Annotated in this window: 25 protein-coding genes; 6 read left to right on the top strand and 19 right to left on the bottom strand. The window is 69.3% G+C overall.

Annotated features, from left to right (window positions below; all coding sequences use genetic code 11):
* Positions 1-687 precede the first annotated feature (687 nt).
* The 7 genes from ACIQU4_RS38475 to ACIQU4_RS38445 all read right to left on the bottom strand — a co-directional run bounded on the left by ACIQU4_RS38475 (position 688) and on the right by ACIQU4_RS38445 (position 8,718).
* Complete coding sequence (locus tag ACIQU4_RS38475) at positions 688-2,190, bottom strand: ATP-dependent nuclease (protein ID WP_403741304.1); 1,503 nt, start codon at positions 2,188-2,190, stop codon at positions 688-690.
* A 348-nt stretch (positions 2,191-2,538) separates the two neighbouring features.
* Positions 2,539-3,315, bottom strand: a complete 777-nt coding sequence (locus ACIQU4_RS38470; protein ID WP_403741302.1) for a hypothetical protein — start codon at positions 3,313-3,315, stop codon at positions 2,539-2,541.
* Positions 3,312-5,306, bottom strand: coding sequence for a hypothetical protein (locus tag ACIQU4_RS38465; RefSeq protein ID WP_403741299.1), 1,995 nt, complete (start codon positions 5,304-5,306; stop codon positions 3,312-3,314). The genes ACIQU4_RS38470 and ACIQU4_RS38465 overlap by 4 nt, the downstream gene beginning before the upstream one ends.
* On the bottom strand, positions 5,303-6,088 hold the full coding sequence (locus ACIQU4_RS38460; RefSeq protein ID WP_327134101.1) for a hypothetical protein: 786 nt from the start codon (positions 6,086-6,088) through the stop codon (positions 5,303-5,305). Before ACIQU4_RS38460 ends, ACIQU4_RS38465 begins: the two co-directional genes overlap by 4 nt.
* 110 nt (positions 6,089-6,198) lie before the next feature.
* Positions 6,199-6,903, bottom strand: a complete 705-nt coding sequence (locus ACIQU4_RS38455) for a Crp/Fnr family transcriptional regulator (RefSeq protein WP_403741297.1) — start codon at positions 6,901-6,903, stop codon at positions 6,199-6,201.
* Positions 6,904-6,922: 19 nt separating this feature from the next.
* The gene (locus ACIQU4_RS38450; RefSeq protein WP_327134103.1) at positions 6,923-7,417 is read right to left on the bottom strand and encodes a Pycsar system effector family protein; all 495 of its coding nucleotides are present in this window, start codon (positions 7,415-7,417) and stop codon (positions 6,923-6,925) included.
* A gap of 224 nt (positions 7,418-7,641) precedes the next feature.
* Positions 7,642-8,718 (bottom strand): serine hydrolase domain-containing protein, encoded by a 1,077-nt coding sequence (locus tag ACIQU4_RS38445; protein ID WP_403741294.1) that lies wholly within the window; start codon positions 8,716-8,718, stop codon positions 7,642-7,644.
* Between the two features lie 237 nt (positions 8,719-8,955).
* Here ACIQU4_RS38445 and ACIQU4_RS38440 point away from each other — a divergent pair, with 237 nt between their 5' ends.
* Positions 8,956-9,942, top strand: coding sequence for a phosphotransferase (locus ACIQU4_RS38440; RefSeq protein ID WP_403741292.1), 987 nt, complete (start codon positions 8,956-8,958; stop codon positions 9,940-9,942).
* On the opposite strand, the gene ACIQU4_RS38435 is transcribed toward ACIQU4_RS38440, so the two are convergent.
* From ACIQU4_RS38435 to ACIQU4_RS38405, 7 genes are all read right to left on the bottom strand, one after another.
* Positions 9,939-11,024, bottom strand: coding sequence for a glycosyltransferase (locus tag ACIQU4_RS38435; RefSeq protein ID WP_403741290.1), 1,086 nt, complete (start codon positions 11,022-11,024; stop codon positions 9,939-9,941). The genes ACIQU4_RS38440 and ACIQU4_RS38435 overlap by 4 nt on opposite strands.
* Positions 11,021-11,638 carry a hypothetical protein gene (locus ACIQU4_RS38430; protein WP_403741287.1) on the bottom strand — a complete coding sequence of 206 codons (618 nt, stop codon included), beginning with the start codon at positions 11,636-11,638 and terminating at the stop codon, positions 11,021-11,023. Before ACIQU4_RS38430 ends, ACIQU4_RS38435 begins: the two co-directional genes overlap by 4 nt.
* Positions 11,632-12,528 carry a PIG-L deacetylase family protein gene (locus tag ACIQU4_RS38425; protein ID WP_403741284.1) on the bottom strand — a complete coding sequence of 299 codons (897 nt, stop codon included), beginning with the start codon at positions 12,526-12,528 and terminating at the stop codon, positions 11,632-11,634. The genes ACIQU4_RS38430 and ACIQU4_RS38425 overlap by 7 nt, the downstream gene beginning before the upstream one ends.
* On the bottom strand, positions 12,525-13,256 hold the full coding sequence (locus tag ACIQU4_RS38420; RefSeq protein ID WP_403741281.1) for a glycosyltransferase: 732 nt from the start codon (positions 13,254-13,256) through the stop codon (positions 12,525-12,527). Before ACIQU4_RS38420 ends, ACIQU4_RS38425 begins: the two co-directional genes overlap by 4 nt.
* The gene (locus ACIQU4_RS38415; RefSeq protein ID WP_403741279.1) at positions 13,253-14,161 is read right to left on the bottom strand and encodes a phosphotransferase; all 909 of its coding nucleotides are present in this window, start codon (positions 14,159-14,161) and stop codon (positions 13,253-13,255) included. The genes ACIQU4_RS38420 and ACIQU4_RS38415 overlap by 4 nt, the downstream gene beginning before the upstream one ends.
* A complete protein-coding gene (locus ACIQU4_RS38410) occupies positions 14,158-15,018 on the bottom strand; it encodes a glycosyltransferase family 8 protein (protein WP_403741276.1) in 861 nt (286 codons plus the stop codon). Before ACIQU4_RS38410 ends, ACIQU4_RS38415 begins: the two co-directional genes overlap by 4 nt.
* Before the next feature lie 192 nt (positions 15,019-15,210).
* The gene (locus ACIQU4_RS38405; protein ID WP_403741274.1) at positions 15,211-15,603 is read right to left on the bottom strand and encodes a hypothetical protein; all 393 of its coding nucleotides are present in this window, start codon (positions 15,601-15,603) and stop codon (positions 15,211-15,213) included.
* A 166-nt stretch (positions 15,604-15,769) separates the two neighbouring features.
* Between ACIQU4_RS38405 and ACIQU4_RS38400 the strand changes: the two genes are divergently transcribed.
* Both ACIQU4_RS38400 and ACIQU4_RS38395 read left to right on the top strand, forming a co-directional pair.
* Positions 15,770-17,044 (top strand): Tat pathway signal protein, encoded by a 1,275-nt coding sequence (locus ACIQU4_RS38400; RefSeq protein ID WP_403741271.1) that lies wholly within the window; start codon positions 15,770-15,772, stop codon positions 17,042-17,044.
* A 23-nt stretch (positions 17,045-17,067) separates the two neighbouring features.
* Complete coding sequence (locus tag ACIQU4_RS38395; RefSeq protein ID WP_403741269.1) at positions 17,068-17,616, top strand: GNAT family N-acetyltransferase; 549 nt, start codon at positions 17,068-17,070, stop codon at positions 17,614-17,616.
* Between the two features lie 92 nt (positions 17,617-17,708).
* Here ACIQU4_RS38395 and ACIQU4_RS38390 read toward each other — a convergent pair whose 3' ends face one another.
* From ACIQU4_RS38390 to ACIQU4_RS38375, 4 genes are all read right to left on the bottom strand, one after another.
* A complete protein-coding gene (locus tag ACIQU4_RS38390; protein ID WP_403741266.1) occupies positions 17,709-18,359 on the bottom strand; it encodes a plasmid mobilization protein in 651 nt (216 codons plus the stop codon).
* Between the two features lie 117 nt (positions 18,360-18,476).
* Positions 18,477-19,355: a DUF2637 domain-containing protein gene (locus ACIQU4_RS38385; RefSeq protein ID WP_403741264.1), complete on the bottom strand. Its 879-nt coding sequence runs from the start codon at positions 19,353-19,355 to the stop codon at positions 18,477-18,479.
* A 29-nt stretch (positions 19,356-19,384) separates the two neighbouring features.
* Positions 19,385-20,008 carry an ATP-binding protein gene (locus tag ACIQU4_RS38380; RefSeq protein WP_403741472.1) on the bottom strand — a complete coding sequence of 208 codons (624 nt, stop codon included), beginning with the start codon at positions 20,006-20,008 and terminating at the stop codon, positions 19,385-19,387.
* 71 nt (positions 20,009-20,079) lie between these two features.
* Complete coding sequence (locus tag ACIQU4_RS38375) at positions 20,080-20,973, bottom strand: hypothetical protein (protein ID WP_403741469.1); 894 nt, start codon at positions 20,971-20,973, stop codon at positions 20,080-20,082.
* A 241-nt stretch (positions 20,974-21,214) separates the two neighbouring features.
* Here ACIQU4_RS38375 and ACIQU4_RS38370 point away from each other — a divergent pair, with 241 nt between their 5' ends.
* The 3 genes from ACIQU4_RS38370 (at position 21,215) to ACIQU4_RS38360 (ending at position 23,240) form a co-directional block, all read left to right on the top strand.
* Positions 21,215-21,499 carry a helix-turn-helix domain-containing protein gene (locus ACIQU4_RS38370; protein WP_403741261.1) on the top strand — a complete coding sequence of 95 codons (285 nt, stop codon included), beginning with the start codon at positions 21,215-21,217 and terminating at the stop codon, positions 21,497-21,499.
* A 119-nt stretch (positions 21,500-21,618) separates the two neighbouring features.
* A complete protein-coding gene (locus ACIQU4_RS38365) occupies positions 21,619-21,936 on the top strand; it encodes a helix-turn-helix transcriptional regulator (RefSeq protein WP_403741259.1) in 318 nt (105 codons plus the stop codon).
* Positions 21,937-21,980: 44 nt separating this feature from the next.
* Complete coding sequence (locus ACIQU4_RS38360) at positions 21,981-23,240, top strand: tyrosine-type recombinase/integrase (protein WP_403741257.1); 1,260 nt, start codon at positions 21,981-21,983, stop codon at positions 23,238-23,240.
* On the opposite strand, the gene ACIQU4_RS38355 is transcribed toward ACIQU4_RS38360, so the two are convergent.
* Positions 23,225-23,761, bottom strand: a complete 537-nt coding sequence (locus ACIQU4_RS38355; RefSeq protein ID WP_403741254.1) for a hypothetical protein — start codon at positions 23,759-23,761, stop codon at positions 23,225-23,227. The two genes, ACIQU4_RS38360 and ACIQU4_RS38355, sit on opposite strands and share 16 nt — an antisense overlap.
* Between the last annotated feature and the right edge of the window lie 164 nt (positions 23,762-23,925).

The raw sequence follows: 23,925 nt of genomic DNA, 5'->3' as shown, positions 1-23,925 counted from the left end.
CGATCGCCGCGTCGCGTTCCGCCTCCTGCTGGGCCCGCTCGGCCTGTCGGCGAGCCCGCTCCAGCTGTGCGCCTGAGGGTACGGCGGCCCGCGGGCGCGAGCCGGAACGTGGCGTGCGGCTCGTGGTGGTCCGGCGGCGTCCACTGCCCAGCGCGGTGGAGGCGTACAAGGGCCCCATGCCCGAGGAAAGCGTCGTCCGACCTCCGCCCACGTTCACGCGTGCCATCCGCGGCCCGATGGAGGTCCGTACACCCCTCGTCGAGACGCGCACGCTCAGCCCGGGCACACCAACGCGGAATCCGAAACCCATGGAGCCTCCCTCGCTGCTCAGGAGAGTCTGTCAGCCTTCCGGCTTCGATGCTGGGGCTTCGCTCGTATCGCTGGCGGACAGCGAGAGGCCGCGGGGCGCTGGCTGTGGCGACATCACTTCGTGGAGCCCTGTGTTCCCGCAAACCCGACCGCCTCGTCCATCCAGTGCTGAATCAGCAACCGGGGCCAGGACTTCGGCGGTACCGGCCCAGGGGTCGTCGATGCCTATGTGCTCCTTGAAGATGTGGACCAGGTTGGCGCCGTCCAGCGCTTCTAGGCGGCCGTGTTCGTTTGTGAAGGCTTGGCTGGCACCAGCCCACTGTGGTGGTGTTCCTCGCCCCGGCAGCCCACACCAGTGAGGCCGGTTTGCGGTCGGCGCTATTCGCTGAACCGGTGCCTGATCGCGTCGACGAAGTCAGCACGCTCAACCGGGTCGACAGCCTCTTGAGCCCAGACAGCTGCGATGTTCTCCCAAACCCGGTCGACACGTACTCGCGGACCTAGGCGATCGGCCACCCTTCGCGTCCACGCGTGGTGGTTTCCGATCTGCCGGGCATCGTCCACGGCCTCTAGCAGGTCGCCGATCCGCACTCCAAGCCTGGCCGCGACCTTCTCCCATGCTGGTTCGTCCAGCGCGGCGAAAACCTCTACTTCCGGAGCAGCTGTACCAGGCAGCCTTAGGCAACCCGCGCTTATCTTCTGGTCTGCGTCCAGCACGCTGAGGCAGGGGGCAGGCAGTAGGTTCTTGTCCGCCAGACCTCCCAAGATTACGACGGTAGAGGCCGCACCGGCAGGAAGGATCTCGACTCGCTTACTGATGTCGGGTGCCTCTTCGGTGATCAGCGCGTCGATCAGCGTGCTTGCCTCGGCATCCTCGCAGAAGAGAACGAGCTCGGGGTGCTCTGTATCGTCCATGAGAGACATGGCGAAGTGGGCGGTTACCCCGTACATGATGTGTCGCCCGCCGCCTCGCGGGGCTTGGACATAGACCCGCGCTTCGGTCGGAAGCTGTTCGAGAATGGTCGGCGAATGTGTGGAGAGGATGAACTGGATCCTGTTGTCTTTGGCAATTTCGAAGAGCTCCGCCATCAACCTTCGCTGCGCACGGGGATGCAGGGATGCCTCGACCTCGTCGATTATGACCAAGGAGTTCCTGGGGGCGCCACGCAACAGGGCGACCAGGTCAGCGGTAGCATCTTCTCCTGCTCCCTGGTGGAAGTTGGAGTAGGCGCCGGCGCCAATACTCAGCACGCCGATTCGCTTGTCTTGGTACGTGGCGATGCTGCTCGCGGTGTACGTCTTGTTCATTATGCGCGAGAGCAGAGCGCGGTCGGCTTCGCTGGCGGGCGTGAGGTCGCCAGCGAAGTTCGACTGCTTGGCTATCTTCCCGTAGCCGATCAAGGTGTTGATTGGCTGGGTGCGGCTGATGTCCAGGAAGAACAGGGGTCGGTGGACGCGGCGAGGCATGCCGCGCCACCTGCTGGTGGGCTTGGTCATCGTGGTCGTCTCGATCTGTTCGCCTCGCCGGAGCTGGTAGCGCAGGGTGACGCCTTGAACGGTCTCCCAGGGGGTGTTTGGGAAGAAGTCGTCCGGATTGAACGTGAGCCCGCCCTCTTGCTGAGCCACGTAGGCAGCGGCGGCAGCCTTTAGAACGGTGCTCTTGCCTGCACCGTTCTCACCAGCAATTGCGACGACTGGGAACCTGAACTCGACCGTCTCGCCGGTCCAACCGCGCAGACCGGTTATTTGGACCGAGTCCAGGAACTGTGCCCATCCCTTGGCCGCGGTTCGAGCCGTGTTCCATTCGTGGGTCAAAGACGACAGGGTGGGGAGAGGTTGGCGGCGTGCGTTCACAATGGTCTCTCTCTGCTCTGCGGCCACGATGGTGATCGGGTGCAGGACATGATGCCGGTCGGTGGTCGTGGGCCCAAGCGTTCAGGCAAGTTCCACGCTCCACTTCGAGACGTTTCGAAGGCCGTCAACGATCACGCCGCGTCTCTCTGGCTTCTGTCTCGCGTCAGGCTGCACCGCCCGGAGTTCAGGGAAGCAGGTCTTCAGGATCGTCTGGGCGGTGGCCGTGAATGCGGTATAAGAGCTCGTCCGGGTGACGCGTGACCCTGGCCAGTCGCCACGCCGCGTCGTACGGCCTACGGCCGCGCTCACGGGACCACAACCAGAGGGCGAGCAGACTGGTGAGCGGGTCTAGCAGCCAGCGCAGTATGGAGGTCTTCACTGTTCGTCCTCCGTTGCGAAGGGGATGGTTGCGGGGGACGACGTCACGGGCTTCGGAGCTTCGGACGGCGACGGCCAGGGGAACCCATCAGGCCAACCCATCTGCTCGAAGAGCGTGTGGGCGGTGGCGATGAAGCGCGCTTGCCGCCCCGGTTCGGAATCCAACTGCTCCCAGATGTAGAGAAGGGTGTGTGCGAGTCGCTCGGTTTGCGTGCTGTCGGTAGCCGACGCCCCCGCCAAGGGCAGGATGGTGTTCCTGAACGACGCCCAGTCGAGGGACGACAGGTCGTCCAGATGTCGCTCCAGCCACCACAGGCGGGCGGTCTCCCGGTCGGTGCATACGGCCCGAGCCAGCTCCTGTAGACGCAACTGGTCTTGCTCGAGCCGGAGCTCCACTTCTCGCAGGGCGTCCTGGTGCCCTTGGGCCCGGTCAGCGTCCTTTCGGGGGAGCCTTAGGGTGAGTCGTGCGCTGAGCCAAAGGCCGGGACGGGCGTCGGGACTGTGCCACGGTGAGACCGCCAGGGTGAGCCGTTGCCGAGCGCACTCCAGCTCCTCGGGACGGTGCTTCCTGGCGATACTGCGGCCGATTTCGTCCAAGGCCAGGTGGGCTGCAGCTCGCGCGGCGGCCCCATGGTGGTTCCCGACTGCCCGGTTCGGGACCAGATGGGTGAGGGTGCCGCCTGCGAGGAAGCGGATGCCCGGCAGGCGGGTGGGCCAGTATGCCGTGAACCGGCCGACCCGCTGCTTCCACCAGGGACCGGGACGATCGGTCACGCCTGTGACACCCTTTGGACGAGGCTGTAGTGCTGCGTGGCGTGGCCGAGGATGTCCCTCCAGAACGGCTGGACCACCGACCCCTCAGCGACCAGAAGCTGGTCGAAAGGCCCGCGAAGTCGCGGAGGGGCGAAGACCTCAGCGAGAAGGGCAATCGCTGCGTCCCTGCGGTCGGCGTCGTGTTCGAAGCGCTTTTGCCATCGGGTGAGCTGGCGGAGCACGGCGTCCACAGCGTCGTTGATGTCCAGCAACGCCTGCCAGGCGTTGACGAAGGCTTCCCTGCTATATGCGTTGCGCGCGGAGGCGAGTACCAGGTCCGAGCCCGGGTCACTGGAGACGAGTGCCAGGAATGCCCCCAAGGCCTGGCGGTGAGCTTTTTCGTCGGTCTCGGTTCCGTATTTCCTCAGCCACTGCACGACAGTCTTGTCCACGAGGCCGGGGGCCTGACGGAGGAGTTGCTGGAAGGCGTCGACCAGCTTCTCGGCCCCGAACTCCTTTCCGCCCGCTGCCTTGCCCAGACGGGTCAGCGCGAGCGCCGGCTGCTCCAAACCCCAGGGGCCGCCGCAGACGTCGACGACCAGATCGCGCTTCTCCGCATTGGAGGACTCCGCCCAGTGAAGGAGCCGGTCCCTGACGTAGCGACCGAGTTCGGCATCGGTCGCGGCCTTCGTGAGCGCCTCGACGGCCAAGATGCGGCGAGGGCCGGTGAGCCCCGTCGCGAGGGCATCGAGAACCTTCCTGTCGTGCCGACGCACCGCCAAGCGCAAGAGAGCCTCGCTTGCCAGGCGGGCGTCGCCCTCCTGGACCGATCGATTCGCGGCGACACCGACCGCCCACGTCGTCAGCAGGTCATGCTGGGTGGGGAACTCGTCCCACAGATGACGCAGGATGGCCGCAGGTAGCCCCTGACAGCTCCGGTCGTGGTGAGCGCGGTCGCCGACGGGCACGAGCTCGGCAGCTCGGAGCCGACTGGATGAAGTTGCGTCGGTGAGCACATCGGCCGGACCGCGGGCCTGACCGAGCGAGGCGAGCAGGTCGTCGGACGCGCGGATGATGGAACTGCGTCGGCCCCCGTCGAGCAGCGCTCCCGCCCACACGGTGACCCGAGTGGACAGCAACGATGGGCTCCCGTCCACCGAACCGCGCTTGTTGAGTAGCCTTTCTACCGTGGTGTGCCAGTCCCCGAATCGGTCCACGGTTTCCTTGAGCTGTTCCCTGCCCGCGACCATACCGAGGAGACCGGCCAATCGGCACGCCTCACGAGCGGAGGGGTCGGCTGCCCAGATCGGCGAGAGTTTCTCGTCGGCCAGCCAGTCCACCCGGTCCGCGTGACCGTTCGCTTCGAGCTCGGCCTCAACCAGGTGCCGTGCGCTGGGAGACTCCAGTCGAACGGTGACGTCGCCGGTGGCGTCGGCCCACGCGCCCTGCCAGTCGCCCGGGGTGGCGAGCACGACCAGGAAAGAACCCTGTTCGGACAGCTTGGCTCCATGCCGGAGCAGGTCCTGCCCGAAGCGGGCGGGCGGCTCGTCCGGGAGGTCGGAGAGGTCGAGCACGTACCCCGTCGCCGACTTTACGGGTAGGCATTGTGTTACGGGCTTGGCCCATTCCGGTTCGAGGTCGAACAGCGCCAGCGCCCGCAGTGCCGTTGCGCGGCGCAGGAGCCGTACCGCTGCGGTCCGCCGGCCGCTGCCAGTCGGCGCACACAGCACAACGACGCCGTGTGTTTCGAGGATTTTGGCGGCGTCCGGTAGCCGGTTCGGTTCCCGGGGCTCGGCGAAACGCTCGTCCTCGCTCGCCCGGTAGGCGGGGTCGCTCCCGTCGATGGGCAGGTCTTGGACGTAGTCCCGGTTCAGGTGCACGGCGTAGTTATGCGCCTGGACGTTGTTGTTGCCGTACTGGTGGTACTCAGTGTTCGACGGCGGCGCGGCGGTCGGGGCTCCCTGCGCCGGCGGCTTCGCCGGGTCGGGGGCTTCGGTGTGCCGGTCGCTCATCGCTGCCCTCGTTCGCCGTAAAGGTTGTACGCCTGGGTGCTCTGCTCGCCGTACTGCTGGAAGTTCACCGCGCCGGGATTTGCCGGAGCCGTGGGAGCCGGCGCCACGTGCGCCGCGGCTCCCGATCCCTCCTCGTCCCCGGCCGCAGCCGACGGCTCGAAGATGTCCGGATCCGCGAGCCCCCAGTCGAAACCGGGAAGGTGTAGATAGGCCGGCTGCTCGAACTTCTTCACCCTCACCAGATGCCGATGGAAGTGCGCTGGCAGTACGTCGTCGTTGACGCAGCCGCTGTCGAAGACGTCCTCGTACACGCGCTGGGAGACGATCACCGCGGTGTTGGTGATATCGGGATGCCCGCGCTCGAGGACCGCCCGCAGTGCCTTGTCGTCCAGAAGCCGGTGGGTGTGCACCATGGGCACGCCCAGACCGCTCTGAGGCAACGGCCCGACGTGGATGCTGACCCGCAACTGCAGCGGGCTAAGGTGCGGGTTCTCGGCCCGCCGACGGCCGAGCGCCTGGCGAAGCGCGTCGGGGAAGTGCCCCACCAGCGCGGGCAGGACCTCGGGGTCCATGCCCGCGACGTAGCCGTCGCCCGTGTGCTGACCGAACACGCGCCGCTCCCAGTGCGCGCTGACGTTGCTTGCGCTCAGCGCTTGGGCCAGCAAGGGAGGGATGTCGGCATTGACTCGCTGCATCCCCTTGCTGTCAAGCGCTCCGAAGTCCCTGGCGTCCACGGCCAGCACGGCCCGGTAGGGCCACAAGGGCTCCCATGACGGCAGCATGTGCTGCTCCTCTCGTTGCTCTCCCCACCGACGCGGAGGGGAGAGCACCACCCTGTTCGAGGAGCAGGTAGCCGACCGTCCAGCGCTGGACGGTACGGGTGTGCGGCACGTCACATCACGGGAGCTCCGCGCGGCGGCCGATCGCCGTCTTCCGCTCCGTCGTCCTGGGCCGCGGCTCTCAGCAAGGCAGGATCCTTGACAACGACCCGCCGACGGCCGAGTGTGACGATGCCGTCGGACTGTAGACGTGCGAGGGCGGCGAGTGCGGACGACCGGCTCATGCCCGCCATGGTCGCTAAGTCCTCTCTGGGTATTCCGAGTTCGACGACAACACCGCCGCTCCCGTCCCGGTGACCCACTTCGTCCGCGAGGTGGGCGACCACCCGAGCCAGGCGTGCTGGCGGCGGCAGATGAGCAAGGTCCGCGCGCAGACGTTCCTGGCTGTTCAGCCGGTCCACGCTCAGTCGGTACACGACCGGCTCCAGGCGATGCCGCGCAACGTATCCACGGAAGGCGTGTGCGGCCATCACGACACCGATGCAGGGCCGTACCGCAGTTACGGTTGCCGATCGGGGCCGGTCGAGTAGCACACCCATTTCGCCGAGGACTTCGCCGGGGCCGCGGAGCATCAGCGTTAGACGATCCCCAGCCTCATTGCCCTGTACCACCTTGACTAGGCCGTCGACTAGCGCAATCACGCCGTCGGGCGACTCCCCCTGGGCCAGCAGCACCGCCTGGCTCCGGTAGGTGCGCCGATGCCCGCGTTCGATCAAGTCACGCCACACATCGGGAGAGACGAGGGAAAGGAAGTTCACCCTGACACCTCCTGGCATGTCACGCGAAGACGGTGGCTACGGCGAAGGAGCCGCAGCCCGCGACTGCCAGGACGAGAGAGCACTGCACCCGGCGGTGTTTGGCCCAGGCGATTTCGCTCATCACCACCACTTGCCGGGTGAGAGAAGGAAGCGGGTCAGTGCTCCGCAGTGCCCTCTCCAGCACGGCTGGTTCCATGAGCCGCAAGTGTCCGAAGTACAGGAAGTCGCCATCCGGATCTGGTCCTCGCCGCTCCTTGCCGAGCCGGGGTGAAACAGCCCATGCGGCGCAACCGGCCCCTGCCATGATGAGTACGACACCGAGCCACAAGAGGGTCTGCGCCGGGACGGACTCGAACCCGCCTGCCGCGCGCCGGGAACTCGCCAGCAGGCTCAGTACGGCCAGAGTGGTGGACTGCAGGGTCAGGGCAAGCGCGGCTTTCGAGTCCGCCTTGGCCGTGGCATCCGCGACGGTTGACTGGATCTTCCATGCTGTTTCGGTCGGCTCGGTCGACACGGTGGCATCCCCCCAAGTGCAGCGAGTGTTTACTCACTGTTGCTGCGCTGAAGGATGCGCAGGCATAGCCGTCCGAAAACGCGTGGTGGACATCTTGGCCTGAACCGGGTCTGCCAATCGAACAGTGCAACGAGGGCGGCTGGGGTTACTGACGGGCCGCGGAGAGGCGGTCGTCGAGGTGTCGTCGACATTCCCACCGGTCTAGAGGCAGAGACCATCCCAGTTCAGCTACGAACATGCCGCCATGTGGAGACACCAGGATCCGGCGTGGTGAGCGCGGTGGCACGGAAAGCATTGCGGATCTCAGTCATGGGTTCGCGGTCGCGGTTGAAGCGGAGCTTGTTGGTGAGGAGGACGGCCCAGCGGCCCTGGGTGGGGCTGATCCACATGCCCGTGCCGGTGAAGCCGTAGTGGACCCAGATGTCCTCGGCGGCGTCGGTGCCGGGGGCGGGGTGCCAGAAGAGGCCGCGGGCGGGGGTGAGGGCGCCGGTCTGGAGGCGGAGGGAGTCCTTGATCCAGGTCGGGCCGAAGGCGGCCTGGGCGGGGGCGAGCATGTGGCGGAGGAAGAGGGCGAGGTCGTCTAGGACGGAGAAGGTGCCGGCGATGCCGCAGACGCCGCTGAGGAGGCGGGCGGAGAAGTCGTGGGCGGTGCCCTTGAGGTGGGTGCCGATGGTCTCGTCGTACTCGGTGGGGGCGCAGCGGGCCGCCTCGGCGGCGGGGAGGGGGCCGAATCGGGTGCGGGTCATGCCCAGGGGGTGCCAGACGCGGTCCGTGGCGAGCCGGTCCAGGCGCTGGCCCGAGAGGTGCTCGGCGAGGTAGCCGAGGACGAGGGCGGCCCGGTCGGTGTACTCGACGGCTTCGCCCGGTGGGCGGTGGAGGGCTTCGTGGAGGACGCCGTCGCGGATGTCCTGCGGGTCGGTGCCGTAGAGGTTCTTCAGGTTGGCGCGCAGGGGCAGGCCCGCGGTGTGGGTCAGGAGGTGGTGGGCCGTGGCCCGGGCCAGGGGGTGGCCGGCGACCTCGTCCCAGAAGGTGCCCAGAGGGGCGTGGAGGTCGAGCTTGCCCTCTTCGACGAGCGTGCCGATCGTGGACCAGACGACGAGGATCTTGGTGAGGCTGGCCACGTCGAAGACGGTGTCCAGCCGCGTGGGCTCGTCGGGCCGGTCGGGATCGAGGACGCCGACGGCTCCGCTCGCGCGGATGCCGTCGGCGTCACCGACCGCCCACACCGCGCCGGGGTAGACCTCCTCGCGCACGCCGGTCTGCAGGAGGTCGTCGATTCGGGCGGTGGAGTGTGTCGTCATGGTCTCCCGATCGTCGTACGGCCGCGGGTGGTCCGTCGGTCAGGGTAGTGAGGCCGCCAGGACTGTTCCGGCTCCGCCACGGGCGGAGTCAGGCGAGCTGGTGGCGGAAGCGATCTCGGCTCGCCTCTCCCTCCGACTCTCAGTGGGGATCTGGGTGACGAATTCGGGTGCGCGATTCGGCGTCGGCGTACCGTGCTGGGGGTGACGGATACGACTCGAGAAGATGCTCTGACGGCAGTGCTGCCTAGCCTGTCCGACGCGTTCGGGCTGGGCGCGGTGAGTGATCGGCGGTTCCTCGCCCACGGCCTGATGAACCGGAACTGGCGGCTCGTGACCGCTGCTGGAGTGTTCGCGCTCAAGGAGATCACCGACGTTCCTCTGCCGAAGGTCCGCAGGAACCTTGCGGTCCTCGTGGACCTGGCTCGCGAGGGCATCCCCGTGCCGGCGCCGCTGAGCGCGGCCAACGGTGACCTCGTGGCGGAAGTCGGCGGTCACGGCTACTGCGTCCTGCCGTGGGTGGAGGGCGAGCACCTTCAAGGGACGGATCTCCCGCTCGACCAGGTCCGCGATCTCGGTGCTCTGCTGGGCCGCCTCCACGAGGGCTTGCGGCGGCATGGTCCCGGCCCGGTTCCGGAGCAGGCACCGGTGGCGAAGGTCCGCGACGTGGACGCGGCAGACCGGGCCGCTGCTGGTCTCCTGAGCCGCTTGCCTTCCGCTCCGGTGACGGACTTCGACAAGGCCGCCGCCGAGGCCCTGCACGACCGCCGCGGCCTTCTCGCGCGGTACGCCGATGCCCGGCCGGACGGCGAGGTGCCGGCCGGGCCCCACGGGTGGACGCATGGCGATTTCCAGTACCGCAACCTGCTGCGTCGCGACGGCCGGGTGGTGGCGGTCCTGGACTGGGACCGGCTCGGGGTCCGTCCGTACGGGGAGGAGGTCGCGCGGACTGCGCAGGTGCAGTTCGGGGTGGGTGGTGCCTTCGACCTCGACCGTGTCGCCGCGTTCTGTTCCGGATACCGGTCCGTGATCGATCTGTCCGAGGGTGACCTCGCCGATGCGGTGAAGCGACTGTGGTGGAAGCGGCTGACCGACTTCTGGCAGCTGGAGTTCTACCTTGACCGCCAGGATCCCACCTTCGGCGAGATGTTCCTGACGGACGAGGCACTGCTGAACTGGTGGACCGACCGCGCCGACGAGGTGCAGGCCGCCTACGCGGCCCGTTAGCCGACGGCTGCTGCCGCCGGGATGAGTCCGGCGGCAGCCAGCTCGGGTAGGCACGGCCGGACCAGCGGCGCTGCCTCGGCGCGGGCCCTCGCGCCGAGGCCGGTCCGGTCGGCCGACTCGATCGCCTGCACCCAGCCGTCCACGTCGTCGGGGTGGAGGATCACTCCGCCGTCCCCGACCGCCTCGGGAATGCCTCCGCGGGACGAGCCGATCGTGGGTACGCCGTGGAGCCCGGCTTCCACGATCACCCGGGGGAAGGCGTCCTCGACCTGGGAGGGCACGAGCAGCAGGTCGTTCGCGGCGTAGATCGGTCCCATGGCGTAGGTGCGGGACACCCAGTGGACGTTCGGGTACGCGGTGAACTCGCTGGCCGTGTCCCACCAGCCCTCGACGAGGGTGAACCGGAGGGTGGGCAACCGGCGGATCAGCTGGTGCAGGAGGGCCGCACCCTTGGCGGGGATGGGATTGACCATCAGCACGCCGCCGGGGACGCGACCGGCTGTGCCGCGCCCCGCGGCGAGGAGGGGCCCGGCGCCTTCGGCTGGCGCGAACGGCGGGTAGAAGATGACTACCTTCGTGTCGGCGTGGGCCTGGGCTCGTCCCGCGACGAACTCCGATGTGGCGAGGGCGACGTGCGGTCGGCCGTGGAGGACTCCCATGCTGTTGGCCGAGACCGAGTGCAGCCACCCGGCGACCCGCGAGGACCGGCGGGCAAGCGAGGCCAGGTCGGCCGCCTGTTCCTGCGAGGTCACCACCAGATCCGGCCGGGCCTCGGCCAGGAGGCCCTTCAGCGTCGCTTCCACCCTGTCCTGCGGCACGGCCCGGCACGAGACACCGTTCCACCGGTAGCGGACCTCCCCGCCGGCCTCCTCCCACACGGCTCCGTGGGCCCGGAGGTGGGCGCGCAGGTGGCCGATCTGGGCGGACCCGTTCCAGGGGGCCTCGTGGCTGCCGAGGTAGACGACCCGCCAGCCGGCCCCGACGAACTCTTCCGCCAGGAGCTGCTGGGAGACCTCCGCGCCCCCGATCAGCAGCGGTGGCGGGGTCCGTCGCCATACGAACGCCACCGTCGGGCCGGTCACCGGACACCCGCCCAATACGTGAGCAGTGCTTGCACCACGGCGGCCGTCTCCTGCCGGTCGCCGTCCCCGGAGGCGATGGCCAACTCCGCAGTCGCAGGGCGGTGAGCCGGGCGGCAGAAATAGTCGCGGAAATGCGTGAGGAAGGCGGGGTCGTGGAGGAAATAGTCCGGCTCGACCTCGTGGTGTCCGGCCGCCTTGCGCCGCAGGTGTAAGAGCTCGGGCGTCACGTCCAGGTACAGGGTGTGGTCCGGCCTCAGGTGTGGCATCTCCTCGGCCCGACCGGTCAGTTCGGGCAGGACGTTGAAGCCGTAGATCTCGTCCATGGCGTGAGCGTGGGCGAGGAGGGTGTCGACGGTCCGGTCCAGGACGATCAGTCCGCCGTGGCAGCGAGCTGCGTCCACGCGGTTGCCCTCGATCTCCATGAACGTCATGAACGCCTTCACCTGCTCGTCTGCCGACCGGGTGGAGGGGGTGGGGATGTCCTCGCGGCGCGCGAACGACTTCACGTAGCAGGAGAAGAACAACGCGTCCCGCATCGTCGGCACCCGGCGCAGCCGCCCCAGGGCAGAGGTCTTACCCCCGTACGAGGGGCCTTCCAGGCCGAGGATCACCACGACCCCCCGAGCCGGTAGAAGCGTTCCGCGAACTGGCCCCGCGGACGGCTGTCCGGGTCGGGCAGCAGGTTGGCGGCGACGGTGTGGGCGTGCCGGATCGGCCGGTACATCTTTCGCGCGGGGTGCATCTGCGAGCTGTGCATGTGCAGCAGGGTCACCTTGTCCAGGACGGTGGCCGTGATGTCCTCCAGCTCCGGTTCGAAGACATCGCGTACCCGCTGTCGGAACAGCTGCTGGTCGCATCCGGACAGGCCGTAGGTGGACCAGAAGGCGGCGTCCTCCCAGAACCACCGGCAGCCCAGGCGGCGCGCCGCCTCGTGGACGGCGAGATGGTCCGGGTGGCGCGTAACGGCGGCCGGGGCGAGCAGCTCCGCGTCGTCCATCCCGTCCAGCACCTCGGCGAGTTCGGAGGTGATCCGGTCCACCTGGGCGGGCTCGGGTGCCCGATAGGGCTTCTCGGCGTCCTTGTGCCCCAGGCCGACCCGGGCCGCCCCCAGGGGCAACAGGGACTGGGCGGCTTCGCGGTCGCGGAGTCCGGAGACCGTCTCCACGCTGTTGTAGGTGCTTTCGAGGGAGGGATGGACGCTGCGGGAGCGGGTGAAGACGGTGACCACGGTCAGCGGTCGTGGACGGGCGAGGAAGGTTCCGGAGGCGGACAGGACGAAGTCGTCGTGGTGGGGTTCGATGACGACCACCGGCCGCCCGGACGGCTTGCGCGGCTCGATCCAGTACGGCGCGAGGGTCAGCGGCGCCGTCAGCGTCATGATCTCCTTCGCCCCGGTCAGGGAGTCCATCCAGGACCGGTGCGCGGTCAGGAGGTCGGTGGGGAAGGTGTAGATGCCGTCGGCGTCCGGCAGGGGAAGGCGGGTCACCTGGGGTTCTCCGATCATCGGACGGTGGTGGCGTACCAGTTGCGCCAGAAGAGGGGCGAGGTCAGGCCGATGCGGACGACCACGGGGTTCTGCCACCAGAGCATCCGGGCCGTGGACCAGGCGTCGTAGCGGCGGGTGGAGGGCCGCACGCGGAGGTCTTCAAGGACTGCAACCGGCCCGCCCGTGCGGCGGCCGTAGGCGGTCAGGCGGGCGAAGAACTCCATGTCCTCGCTCATGAAGTAGTCGGGGCGGTAGCCGTGCACTGCTTTGAAGGCGTCCCGGGTGCAGAACTGGTTGACGCCCTGGGCGCCCCCGTGGCGGGCGCGGTGGTGGTCCCAGTAGGCGCAGAGCAGACGGGCCCCGAACCGCGCGGGGGTGTAGAGCGGTGGGATCGCCCCGCCGACGGCCCCGGCGTCCATCGCGGCAACGGCGGCCGTGATCCCCTCCAGCGGCAGGGCCACGTCTGCGTCGACGAAGAACAGCATCCGCCCCTCGGCCTCGCGGGCTCCGGTGTTCCGGGCCAGGCCGATGCTGCGGACCAGCTCCGTCACCACCCTGGCCCCCAGTTCCTTCGCGACGGTCGCGGTGCCGTCGGTGGAGGCGTTGTCCACCACGATCACCTCCCCCACGAGGCCGGAGAGGGTTTCCCAGGCCCGGAGGGAAGCGAAGACGGTGGGCAGGTAGCGGGGCAGGTACTCGGCCTCGTTGTAGGCGGGGATGATCACCGACAGATCGGGGTCGGTCACGGCGCGGTCCTTCCTGAGTGTGGGGACAGGGCAAGGTGCAGGCGGGCCGCCCAGGCGTCGTGGTTGCGGCCCTCCCGGTGGGCGGCATAGGTCCAGCCGCGTACGGCCTGGAAGGCCACGTAGGCGTCCAAGAGCCGGGTGTCGATGGGTCGTCCGTAGGCAGCGGCCATGAACACCCGGTCGGATGGCTCCAGGGCGTCGCAGGTCACGAGGGTCTGGGCGAGGTCGTACTCGGGGACCTCCACGGTCGCGGCCTCGAAGTCCACGAGGTAGTCGGGGAGGCGGGGCCGGCCGTGTTCAGTGGCGGTGAGGCGCCGGTCACCTCCACGGATCACGTTCTCCAGGTGGAAGTCTCCGTGGCACCACACGAGTCGTTCCAGGCGTGCCCCGGCCGCGATGACCTCCAGAGCCGGCGCGAGCCGGACGAAGACCTGCTTTGGGCAGTGGGCGGCCAGAGCGCTGACCTGCTGGCCGATGCCTGGCGCCAGGGGGACCCCGGCCGGGGCCTTGACGCTATGGAAGGCAGCCATCAGCAGAGCAAGCCGCAGCAGGGCCGCCGGACGCGGCATCTGCCCGGCCCGGACGGCATCGCCCAGGGTGCTTGTTCCCGCATCGGCGGTGACCAGCGCTGAGACGGTCAGGCCAGGAACCGGCCCGTGCCCGATCACGGCCGGTACCCGCACCCGCCCGGCGGCGGTGACGGCGGCCAGGAGGCGAGCCTCGTCGGCTGCGCCGTGGGAGCCGTCGGCTGCGAACAGCTTCACCACCACCGGCCGGCCGTCGACGAGCCGGACCCGGTAGACGGCCGTCTTGGGTCCGCTGCGGATGCGGACCGTCTCGGCCGGAGCCGACCCGGCCAGTTCCGTGCAGGCCCTCTCTACCGCCAGGACCGTGCCGCCGGTCACCGTGCACCTGCCCCGGCCAGGTGCCGCAGCGTGCGGTGCATTTGCTGCCGGTAGGCACGCACGTCCTCCGTGCCGGGGCACGAGCGCATCCACGGCTTCTGGCCCCCGACGAAGTGCACCACGTGCCCGTCCCGGCGGGTGACCGGGCGGCGGAGGACCCGGCGGACCCAGTCCCCCCGCTGGAGGAACCGGTCCACCTCGAACCGGTTGAACACCGGCCCGACCGGGTGCGCGGCCCCGGAGGACAGCAGCCAAAGGTTCAGGGCGCACTGGTCGTTGTGCTTGATGTACTGCCGCCCGCCGACCAGGGCCCGCTGGACCCCGGCCCGCATGGGGGCGAGCATGTGTGCGGGAACCCACAGCATCCCGGCGTTGAAGTAGGTGCGCCCGACCAGGTGGGGCCAGCGCTCCGCGACCCCGGGCAGTGCCGGGCACTGCCCGACGGCCGGGTTGAACTCGTCTTGCACGGCGCCTATCCGGTCCGCCGGCAGTCCGTCCAGAGGTGCGGAGAGGTCTCCGCGCACGTGGACGTCGGCGTCCACGTAGATCAGGAACGGCCGGTCGAGGAAGCCGGGGGTGAACCCGAACCTCAGGTAGGTGGCGACCGAGATGTAGGCGGCGTCCGCCATGACGCTCTCGGGCGGCGGGGCCTGCCAGCGCAGGTCGAAGGAGCCGAACCCGCAGCGGCGGGCGAAGGACTGCATCACGGCGGCCTGCCCCGGGGACAGGCCGTTGGTCAGTACCCGTACCGCGCTCTCGCGGCGGTCGGCCACCGGCAGGTGGTCGGCGACCGAGCCGAGCGTGACCAGGGCGGGTAGCAGGTAGCGGGCATCGACGCACATGCCGATCGCGTACACGCGGGTGCCTCCAGGGCGAGGTTCGACGGGACTGGCCGGCAGGGCCGGGGCATGGTGGCCGGCTCCGCCCCCGTATTCGGGGGAGCCGACTGCCTCACCGGTGTCGGCGAGGTGCTGCGGTCACCTGCCGCGGCCGGGCAGGTGGAGGGCTTGCGGCACCGGCGCCCCAGGCAGGCCAGCGCCGGAAACGGTTCAGGCAGACCGCAGGAGGTCCGTGTTCCGGGCGAGGTGGGCCACCGACTTGGCCAGCAGCCGCAGCGCTATCGCCGGATCGCTCCCGCAGTCCCGGGCGACCTTGCGGGCGAACCGCACGGTGCCGGCCGCGATGTCCTTCTGCCGACTCTCCGGCAGTAGGTCCGCGTACCGTCCGGCGGGCACTGCGAGGGTGTGGACGTGCTCCCGCAGCCGCTCCCGCAGCCGTACGGCCGCCTCCCCGGCCGGGTGGTGGCCGGCGAGGGCGAGTGCGGCCTCGACGTCCCCGGCGACAGCGGCAGCCGCGGAGGCGATCACGGTCTTCTGGTTGGCGGAGGCGACCGTGGACACCTCGGCCGGGGCTGCCGCCATTTCGTGCGCTAGTACGGTCACGATTCCGCTCCCATCCGCCTGCTGCCAGTTCGGCTGTGCGGACAAGTAACCCGTGAGCGAGCCGTGTTGGACATGACGAATCCGCTCGCAGCTACTCGCGTGACCACTGACGAAAAGTCCCGACCTGCGTTACCTCGGATGGCGGCTCCACCCCTACCGTGACTGCATGGTGCGGAAGCGGAACGCGGAATTAGAGACCTGGATGAAGGAACACGGGCTCAGCGCGGGCGCGCTTGCCGAGCAGGTCAACGACGCCATGGCAGACCTCACCGGCCACCGCGGCGCCGTCACCGAACGGACGGTCTACCGGTGGCTGTCGGGAGAGAACCGCTCGCCCCAGGACCGCCAGTGGCAGGCCCTGGAGGCCGTCTCCGGGCTTCCTGGGACCGACCTGGGGTTCGTGCCCCGTGCCCGCCCCTACGCCGCAACGCCCTCAGCACGACTGGAGGACCCTGTGCTTGGCCGTCGAAGCTTCATCTCCGTAGCCACCGGCGCCGCCGTCGCCGTGTCCACCGGCACCGCGACCGCAGCGCCCCGACCCACCGTCGGACACTCCGACGTCGACCGCCTGCGCGTCCTCCTGGCCGAACTGTGGCTCCTGGACGACCAGAACGGCGGTGGCCCCGTTCTGGAGAAGCGCGCCGCCGATCTCGCCGCCCGTACGCTCAGCCTCCAGCAGCACGGTTCCGCCAGCCAGCGGGTCCGCTCCCGCCTCTACGCCGTCGCCGCGTCCTTCACGGCCTTCGCCATGTTCTCCGCCATCGACGCCCGCCGGCTGGGGGAGGCCCAGCGCTACCTGGAGCAGTCCGTCACGCTCGCAGGGCTTTCCGGAGACGGTCAGGTCCAGCACCAGACCTGGAGGTACGCCGCCATGCTCGCCGGACAGCGCGGCCGGTACGCCGACGCCCTCGCCGCGGCCGAAGCCTGCACCGGCACCCGGCCACACCGCACCGACCCCCTCTACGCCTCGCTGACCCACTCCCGCATCGCCCTGACCGCCGCCAGCCTCGGTGACAAGACCAGGGCCCTCCGAGCCCTGGACCGGGCCCACGGTGCCTACGACCGAGCCGATCCCGCCGAGGCCCGTCCGTCCTCCGTCGCCTTCTACACCCGGGGCGAGCTCCACGGCCTGACCGGCATCACCCACTACCGGCTCGGCGAGGCTGAGAAGGCCGAGTTCCACGCCCACCGGTGCATCGCCGACCTCCGCGACGACCAGCACCGCAACCGGGCCTACTACCTGTCCCAGGCGGCTCTCGCGCAAGTCGCGCAGGGTGATGTCGAGCAGGCCGTGGCCACCGCCACACGCGTCATCGCCCCGACCGGCGCCGACGCCGGCCGGGTCCCCCATCTCCTGGGCAGCTTCACCTCCGCACTCAACCAGGCGGCCCCCAAGTCCGCCGTCACCCGCCAGTGGAACGACCGCACCCGCACTGCCTGAACCGTCACGCGACAAGGAGCACCATGCCCGCCCCGGAGATCACCCTTCACCGCTACGGCACCGACCAGCTGCCCACCATCCGCCCCACCCTGGTCGGTGTGTACGCCGAGGTGTACGAGAAGGAGATCGGCGAGGACCCGTTCTTCTCCGTCGACCGCTTCGAGGGTCGTCTCACCGGCCACTCCTCCCGCCCGTCCTGGGAGGCCGTGGTCGCCTACGACGGTGGCGAGGCCGCCGGCTACGCCTACGCCGCGACCCTGCCCCAAAACACCGGCTGGTGGGCCCACATGCTCCAGCCGTTTCCCGAGGCGGACACGACCGAGGACGGCACCCGAACCCTCGCCCTCTTCGAGATCATGGTCCGGGCTCCCTGGAGGGGCACGGGCCTAGCGCACCGGATCCACGAGGAACTGCTGGCCGGCCGCACTGAGGAGCGCGTCACGCTGCTCGTCGAGCCCGGACACCCGAAGGTGAAGGCCCTCTACGAGGGTTGGGGGTACCAGCACATCGGCGACCAGCAGCCGTTCCCCGACGCCCCGGTGTACACCACCATGCTCCGCGCGCTCAGGTGACGGCAGTACATCTGCAGGGCGATCCTGACGCCGGGGATGGGAACCCCGGGCACGCTCCCTCGCTCGTGGATGCGGGGTCGTGATGGTGAGTCCTAGCAGTCGCTGAGGAGTTGATCGGTGGCGTCCTGGACTCGGGCTGTCGCCCGGCGGACCGAGTCGAGTGCGGCGTTGATTTGGGCGTCGGTCGGCTGGGCGCCTGAATTGACGGCGCGGGTCAGCTGGTTCAGGTTGTTGCCGATCTGACCGAGGTGCCTGCGGGCAGAGAACAGCTCGGTGACGGTCTCACGACGCCCGGCGATGGCCGCGGCGCTGTTGCCCGGGTCGTGGGCCGCGCTGAGGGCGGCTCGGGCGAAGAAGCCGGCGACGGTGCAACCGACAGCCTTCGCGGCAGTCGCGACGAGCGCGTGCTCGTCATCGTTCACACGGACGCTGCACACTTTGGAGCGCCGGGGGTGCTTGTGGGTACGGCGTCGTGTACGGGGCGCTGGAGGGGTAGCGGAGGCGTACGTGGCTTCGTACGCGGACTGTTGCTCTTTCCCCGGCTGCGTCCGTTCCGCGGTCGCAGCCTCCTCGTCAGGCGTCCCCCGGCGCCGGACGAGGCTCCGTCCCCCCGGGGCGGTGAGTCCTTTGGACACTCCGCCGATGGTGGAGTGTCCAAAGGGATAACTTGCTCCGTCTCGGGCTTGGGTAGGGGCCGCCTGCTGGTGGTCGTTGGGACTCGTGGCCTTGGGGTCGTCGTGCATGAGAGTGCCTCCTGTTGGTCGGGCTGCAACGGCTTCGGTGCTGTGGGGATGTGGCGTACGAACGCCAGCTCGACCCGCGACGGATGCGCGGGGGAGCAGCATGACTTCGGACGGGGCTTACGCAGCGTCGGCTCTGCCGCTGTCGAGTTCGGCCTGGACCTGCCGGGTGATCTTGTCCCGGCGGTCCTTGCCGATGGAGAGGCCGCGTGCGCGGACAGCCGTCTCGATGTGGCGGCTTGACGCGCGTCCGTTGCGTCCGAGCGGGGCGATGCGGGCGATGGCGCGGAGTTCGTCGTCGGTGGCGGCGGGCTTGCGACCGGTGCGCTTCTTCGGCGGGACGTGGGCTTCCGCCACTTGATCGGTCTCTTCCGCCACATCGCCTGATGCATCCTGCAGGGCGTCAGCCGGAGCGGGGCGGCCACCCTCGCGTGGAGGGCTGTGAGGGTCCACGAACCCTTCTGGGTATGGGAGCCGCGCTGTGGCGGGGTGCGCGCGGGGACCGTCCAGGTCCGCAGGATGCGCTGAGGATTCCCCTGCCGGGCGGCGACTGTGGCGGGACTCGTCGTCGGCGACGTGGCGGTGGATCTGCCGCATGAGGACGCCGAAGGCGAAGAGCGCGGCTGCTGGTGGGACAGCGGCGACAATGTAGTCGAGGGCTGGGGTCGGGGCGCCGTCGGTCCTGCTGACGCCGGCGACGTTCAGGGCTATGGAGCCCAGCGATCCGGCTGCGGTGAGGACGATCGCCCACCCATCGGTTTCCCGGCGGAGGCTGGCGCGGAGCATGAGCACTTCCCCGGCGACGATGAAGGCATCGAGCGTGGCGGGCCATGCCCACTGGCGGGTGGGGGAAGCCCCAAGGCCGTGCAGACCTGCGACTTCGGCGAGGTGGGCGTAGGAGAGCCAGAAGCCCGCGGCGGTGAGAGCGACGATGACGCAGCCTGCGAAGGCCAGGGCGTACCGCTCGGCCGTCTGCGTGCGGTGGGAGGTGGTGGTCAAGCGGGTGGTGCTCCAAAGGGTGGGCGCGTTCAAGCGGCAGAGGAGGTGCGGCGGCGGTCGGCGCCGTCGAGGACGACCCGGTGGGTCATCTCGGAGAGGCGGGAAGCGACGCGGTCGCCGAGGGCGGTGCGGAGCTCGGGGATGGGAAGGTTGGTCGTGAGAAGGGTGGGGCGCAGGTACTCGTATCGGTGGTTGATCAGCCGGTAGGTGAGCTCCTCCGTCCACTCGCTGCCCTTGGCGGCGCCGAGGTCGTCCAGGAGCAACAGCGGGCAGCGGGCCAAGGTGTGCAGCTCACGTTCCGCGTCGAGCCCTGGGCGCGGCCTCAGGCGGGCGTACAGGTCGGCGGCTGTGACCGCCTCCCAGCGCAGGCGGACGCCAGCAGCGAGCAGGGCACGGACGGCCCCGTAGGCCTGGTGGGTCTTGCCGGTGCCGGTGGGACCTGCGATCAGCAGCGACGGACCCTCTGCGATGCCCCGCGTCCCGCTCGGGCCGGGGCGTCCGGCACACGCGATCTCGTCGACCCAAGCGATGACTTGGGGGTGATCGGCGAGGACATGCCGGTATCGCGGGGGGATCCGGGCGTCGGCCAGTTCCAGTGCGCTGACAGGCTCGGGTGTGGGCTCCGGTTCCTCCGAGCCGATGACGGGGTCCATGCCCCGGCGGGCCAGGATGCCCGCCACGGCCCGGACGGCCTGACCGGAGGGCTGGGGCAGGGTGGTGGCGGTCAGAGCGCACCCCCGTAGGCAGCGGCGACGTCGGTGGGGTTGGTCCAGGGACGGTGGGTGACGGCGGTCGTGGGCGCCCCCGCGTTCATGACCTCGTGCACGACACTGGCCAGGGTCTTCGGATGAAGGCCCTTGGTCCGGTGGCGGTCCAGACCGGCTCGTACGTGGGCGGGGTCGATGCCCTCGGCGAGGAGCTTCGCGGTTTCCCGTCCGAGCTGCCCGAGCACGCTCGTGGGCGGACGGTGTTCGCAGGCCGCGGCGTACTCGGTGACGAGGTCCTTCGCAGAGACGGTCTGGGGCGCGGGGGCGCTCGCGCCCCCCAACGGGGTAGTTCCTAGTTCCCTGTTCCTAGGTCCTAGATCCGGACGCTGAGGGCTCACCGCAGCCTCTACGCGCCCTCCCTGAGCACGCGGTGACGACTCACTGAATCGCCTCTGACCTGCAGATTCTCGGCTCATGGTGGGCTCTGTGTCTTCTCCCGGACCTCTCACGGAAGCCTCAGCGACTGCTCCGCGCATAGGCAGTGAGGTCTCACGGGGAAGGCCGAGGTCGTGGTGCGGGCAGTCCGAGATCCTGCTGGCGCTGGGGCGGTTGATCTTCTGGTGGCGGCCGAAGGAGACGATGTGCAGGTACTGCCTTCCGTCCTCGCCCTCGTATCGGCAGATCAGGCCGGCAGCGTCGAGCTGCGTCAGGTCGTCCTCGACCTCCACCGGGCCGTGCTCGCGGCGTAGCGACCACAGCTGTCCGGCGATGACGGCGGCCTGGTCGCGGATGCGACCTCTGTCGTCGGCTTGGGTGAGCAGGCCGAAGAAGGTCCGCTCGGCCGTCAAGGACACGGCCGCCAGGGACTCGGAGGCGAAGGCCTCGGGCTTGATGGTGCGGATACGGGCGATGAGGATCGACCGCCTTTCGAAATTGGGGGCGTGGAGACAGCGGGGCAGTGGTGCGTGGACAACACAGCCACACCCCTGCCCCGGAAGTCCAGAGCTGGTTCTAGGACTCCTGAAAGGCTTTCCGGCTGCAGGGTAGACCTGAAATCCCGGTCGCCGAAATCTCCCCTGAAATTTGCTGGCATCGCTCACGGCAGACAGGAAAGCCTTCCGAAGGCTCGGGCGCGCAAGCTACAACACAGCAATGCCGCCACGCCCCCTTGAAATCGGACCTGCCGGACGGGCCGCCGCCCACGCCATCGAACGCGCCCGCGTCGCCCGTGGCTACTCCCAGCGCCAGCTCGCCGCCCGCGTCACCGCACTCGGTCGCCCCATGACCTTCACCGCGCTCTCACGTATCGAACGCACGGTCCGGCGCTGCGACATCGACGACCTCGTCGCCATCGCTGCCGCCCTCGGAACCCCTCCGCAGATCTTGCTGACGACGGTGCCGATGCACCCGGCTCCCGCCGGGGTGGGCGGAATATAGCCGACGATCCCCGGTTTCCGAAACCGGGGATTCTCCGGACCATTGGTGGTCCTGTACGTCTTTGCCGCCCATGGCGGCGGGGCTCTTTCATTCCCTTCGTCTGCCTTAAGGATTCTCGCTTGTCTCCTGTCGACCCGGTCTCCTCCGTCAGTGCTGCCGAATTCCGTCACCGTCCGCCCATCAGTCGCGCGTTTCTCGGGGTGCAGGACGCGGCTGAATACCTCGGTATTTCGCCCAAGACGCTCTACGTCTGGCGTCACCGGCGTCAGGGTCCGCCGAGTTTCCGCATGGGTGCCCGCGGGCGAGTGACGTACCGGATCGATGCGCTCGATGCCTGGATACGGGAGCAGGAGCAGGCGGATTCCCGATCCAACTCCGCCCTCAACCCGGTGAACGCCGCACCGCAGCGCCGCGCCACCTACTTGGCAACCGTCTGACGCCTCCCGGCCGCCCCTCCCGACCCCTACCCGCAAGGAAACACTTGGCCGGCTACATCGAAGACCGCTGGATCAACAAGAAGAAGGACCCCGTCACCGGCAAGCGCGAGCGCACGGCTCGGTACGGAAAGGGGAGTCGCTACCGGGTCGCGGGCATTCCCGGTGTCCGCGGCATGTCGTTCGACACCCTGGAGGACGCCAAGGCGTGGCTCCGCAGGGCCGGTACCGACAGCGAGCGGGGCGAGTTCGTCGATCCGCGCGACGGCTCCATCACCATCGCCGACTACGTCACGCACCATTGGCAGGCGGGCGTCCGTGGAGCACCGGGCACGGTCAAGCGGGTCGACGAGCGCGTGCGCCTCCACGTCCTTCCGCACATCGGCGAGGTGGCGCTGCGGGACGTCTCCGCGTCCGTCCTGCGCGGCTACATCGCCACGCTCGAAGGCGAGTGCGCACCGCGCTACGCCCGGCAGATCCTCACCACCCTCTCGAACGTCTTCGAGACGGCGATCGACGACAAGCGCCTGGTCCGCAATCCGATGCGGGCCAAGTCGGTGCGCTGGCCGAAGGCTCCCGAGGACCAGCGGGAGGCGTGGCTGCTGGAGACCGCGCAGCGGGTACGGGACGTCATCAACCAGCGGTACCGGATCGCCGTCGTCGTCGCCCTCGGGTGTGGGCTGCGCCAGGGGGAGGTCTTCGGGCTGTCGCCGACGGACGTCGACTTCGAGCGCGGCCTCATCCGCGTCCGTCGACAGGTCCAGCTCCTGTACGGGCGCCTGTACTTCACCCTTCCCAAGGGCGGGAAGACCCGCGTCGTCGACATGCCGCCTTCGGTGGCCGGCGAGCTGCGCGCACACTTCCTGCAGCATCCGGCTGTTGAGGTCGAGCTGCCCTGGGGCGGCCCCGAAGCCGATCGGGAGAAGCGCTCCTTCCCGCTGGTCCTTGCCACAACCTACGGCAACGCGATCCGCGCCAACATCTTCAACGACGAGGTGTGGAAGCCCGCCCTCGCGAAGGCCGGCGTGATCCCCGTGCGGGAGAAGGGCCAGCGCTGGAAGGCCTCCCGCAAGGATGGCTTCCACGTACTCCGGCACACCTACGCCTCCGTGATCCTCGAGGCGGGTGAATCCGTCGTCACCCTCGCCCGATGGCTCGGCCACTCCAGCCCGACCATCACCCTCGACCACTACGCCCACTTCATGCCCGAGGCCGGTGGCAAGGGCCGCGCGGCCATCGACGCGCTGCTCGGCACGGTACCCGAGTACGTACCTGAGGCCCTGGTTTCCTCTCACGGCCGCATTTGAGAGCCCGTACCGACAGCGGTCGCCTGCGCCCGGGAATGTTCCAGTCCAGCCGTCACCTCTGCCTGGTCCGGGCCGTCCTCGGTCGCCAGTAGTTCCCCGGCCGCAACCATGGCCGCCCAGAACTCGGGAGGGGAGCCCCGCCCGTCCCGGAACCGGGTCTGCGCGAAGAGCAGGAAGATCTTCGTGAGCTCCCCGGTACGAAACCAGGGGATCATGCCGCCAGGAAAGCCTCCGCGGGCGCAGGCGGCAGTCCACAACAGGTCGCGGATCCGCTCACCGCGACCGTCCAGCACCCGGTCTACGACGAACACATGCCCACAGGCGAGAAACATGGCGACGAGGTCTTCCTCTCCCACCTCGAACTCGTCGAAGAGGAGCCGAACCTCGCGGATCCGGACTTCGGCGTCCGGCCGAGGCACTCCCAGGGCCAGACATAGGGCCAACGCGCATGCGCCCCACTCACCGGTGCGCGCGGCCAGTTCGGCGAAGACCGCCTCCTCGCCCTGTCCGGTGGCCAGCATCTCGCGAGCCTCCAGAACCAGCGCGTCCTCGCCTTCCCCATGGTTCATGGCCAGAGGCTACAGCGATGCTCGAACGCGGCAGGGCGTGGCGACTTGAGTGAGCGGCCTCCCCTTCTCCTGCCAAGGGCGGCGTGCCGAAGCAGCGAGGTCGGCGGTGATCACTC

The organism is Streptomyces sp. NPDC090741 (genome assembly GCF_044769045.1).
Lineage (GTDB): Bacteria > Actinomycetota > Actinomycetes > Streptomycetales > Streptomycetaceae > Streptomyces.
This window is presented reverse-complemented; position numbering and strand designations above follow the sequence as displayed.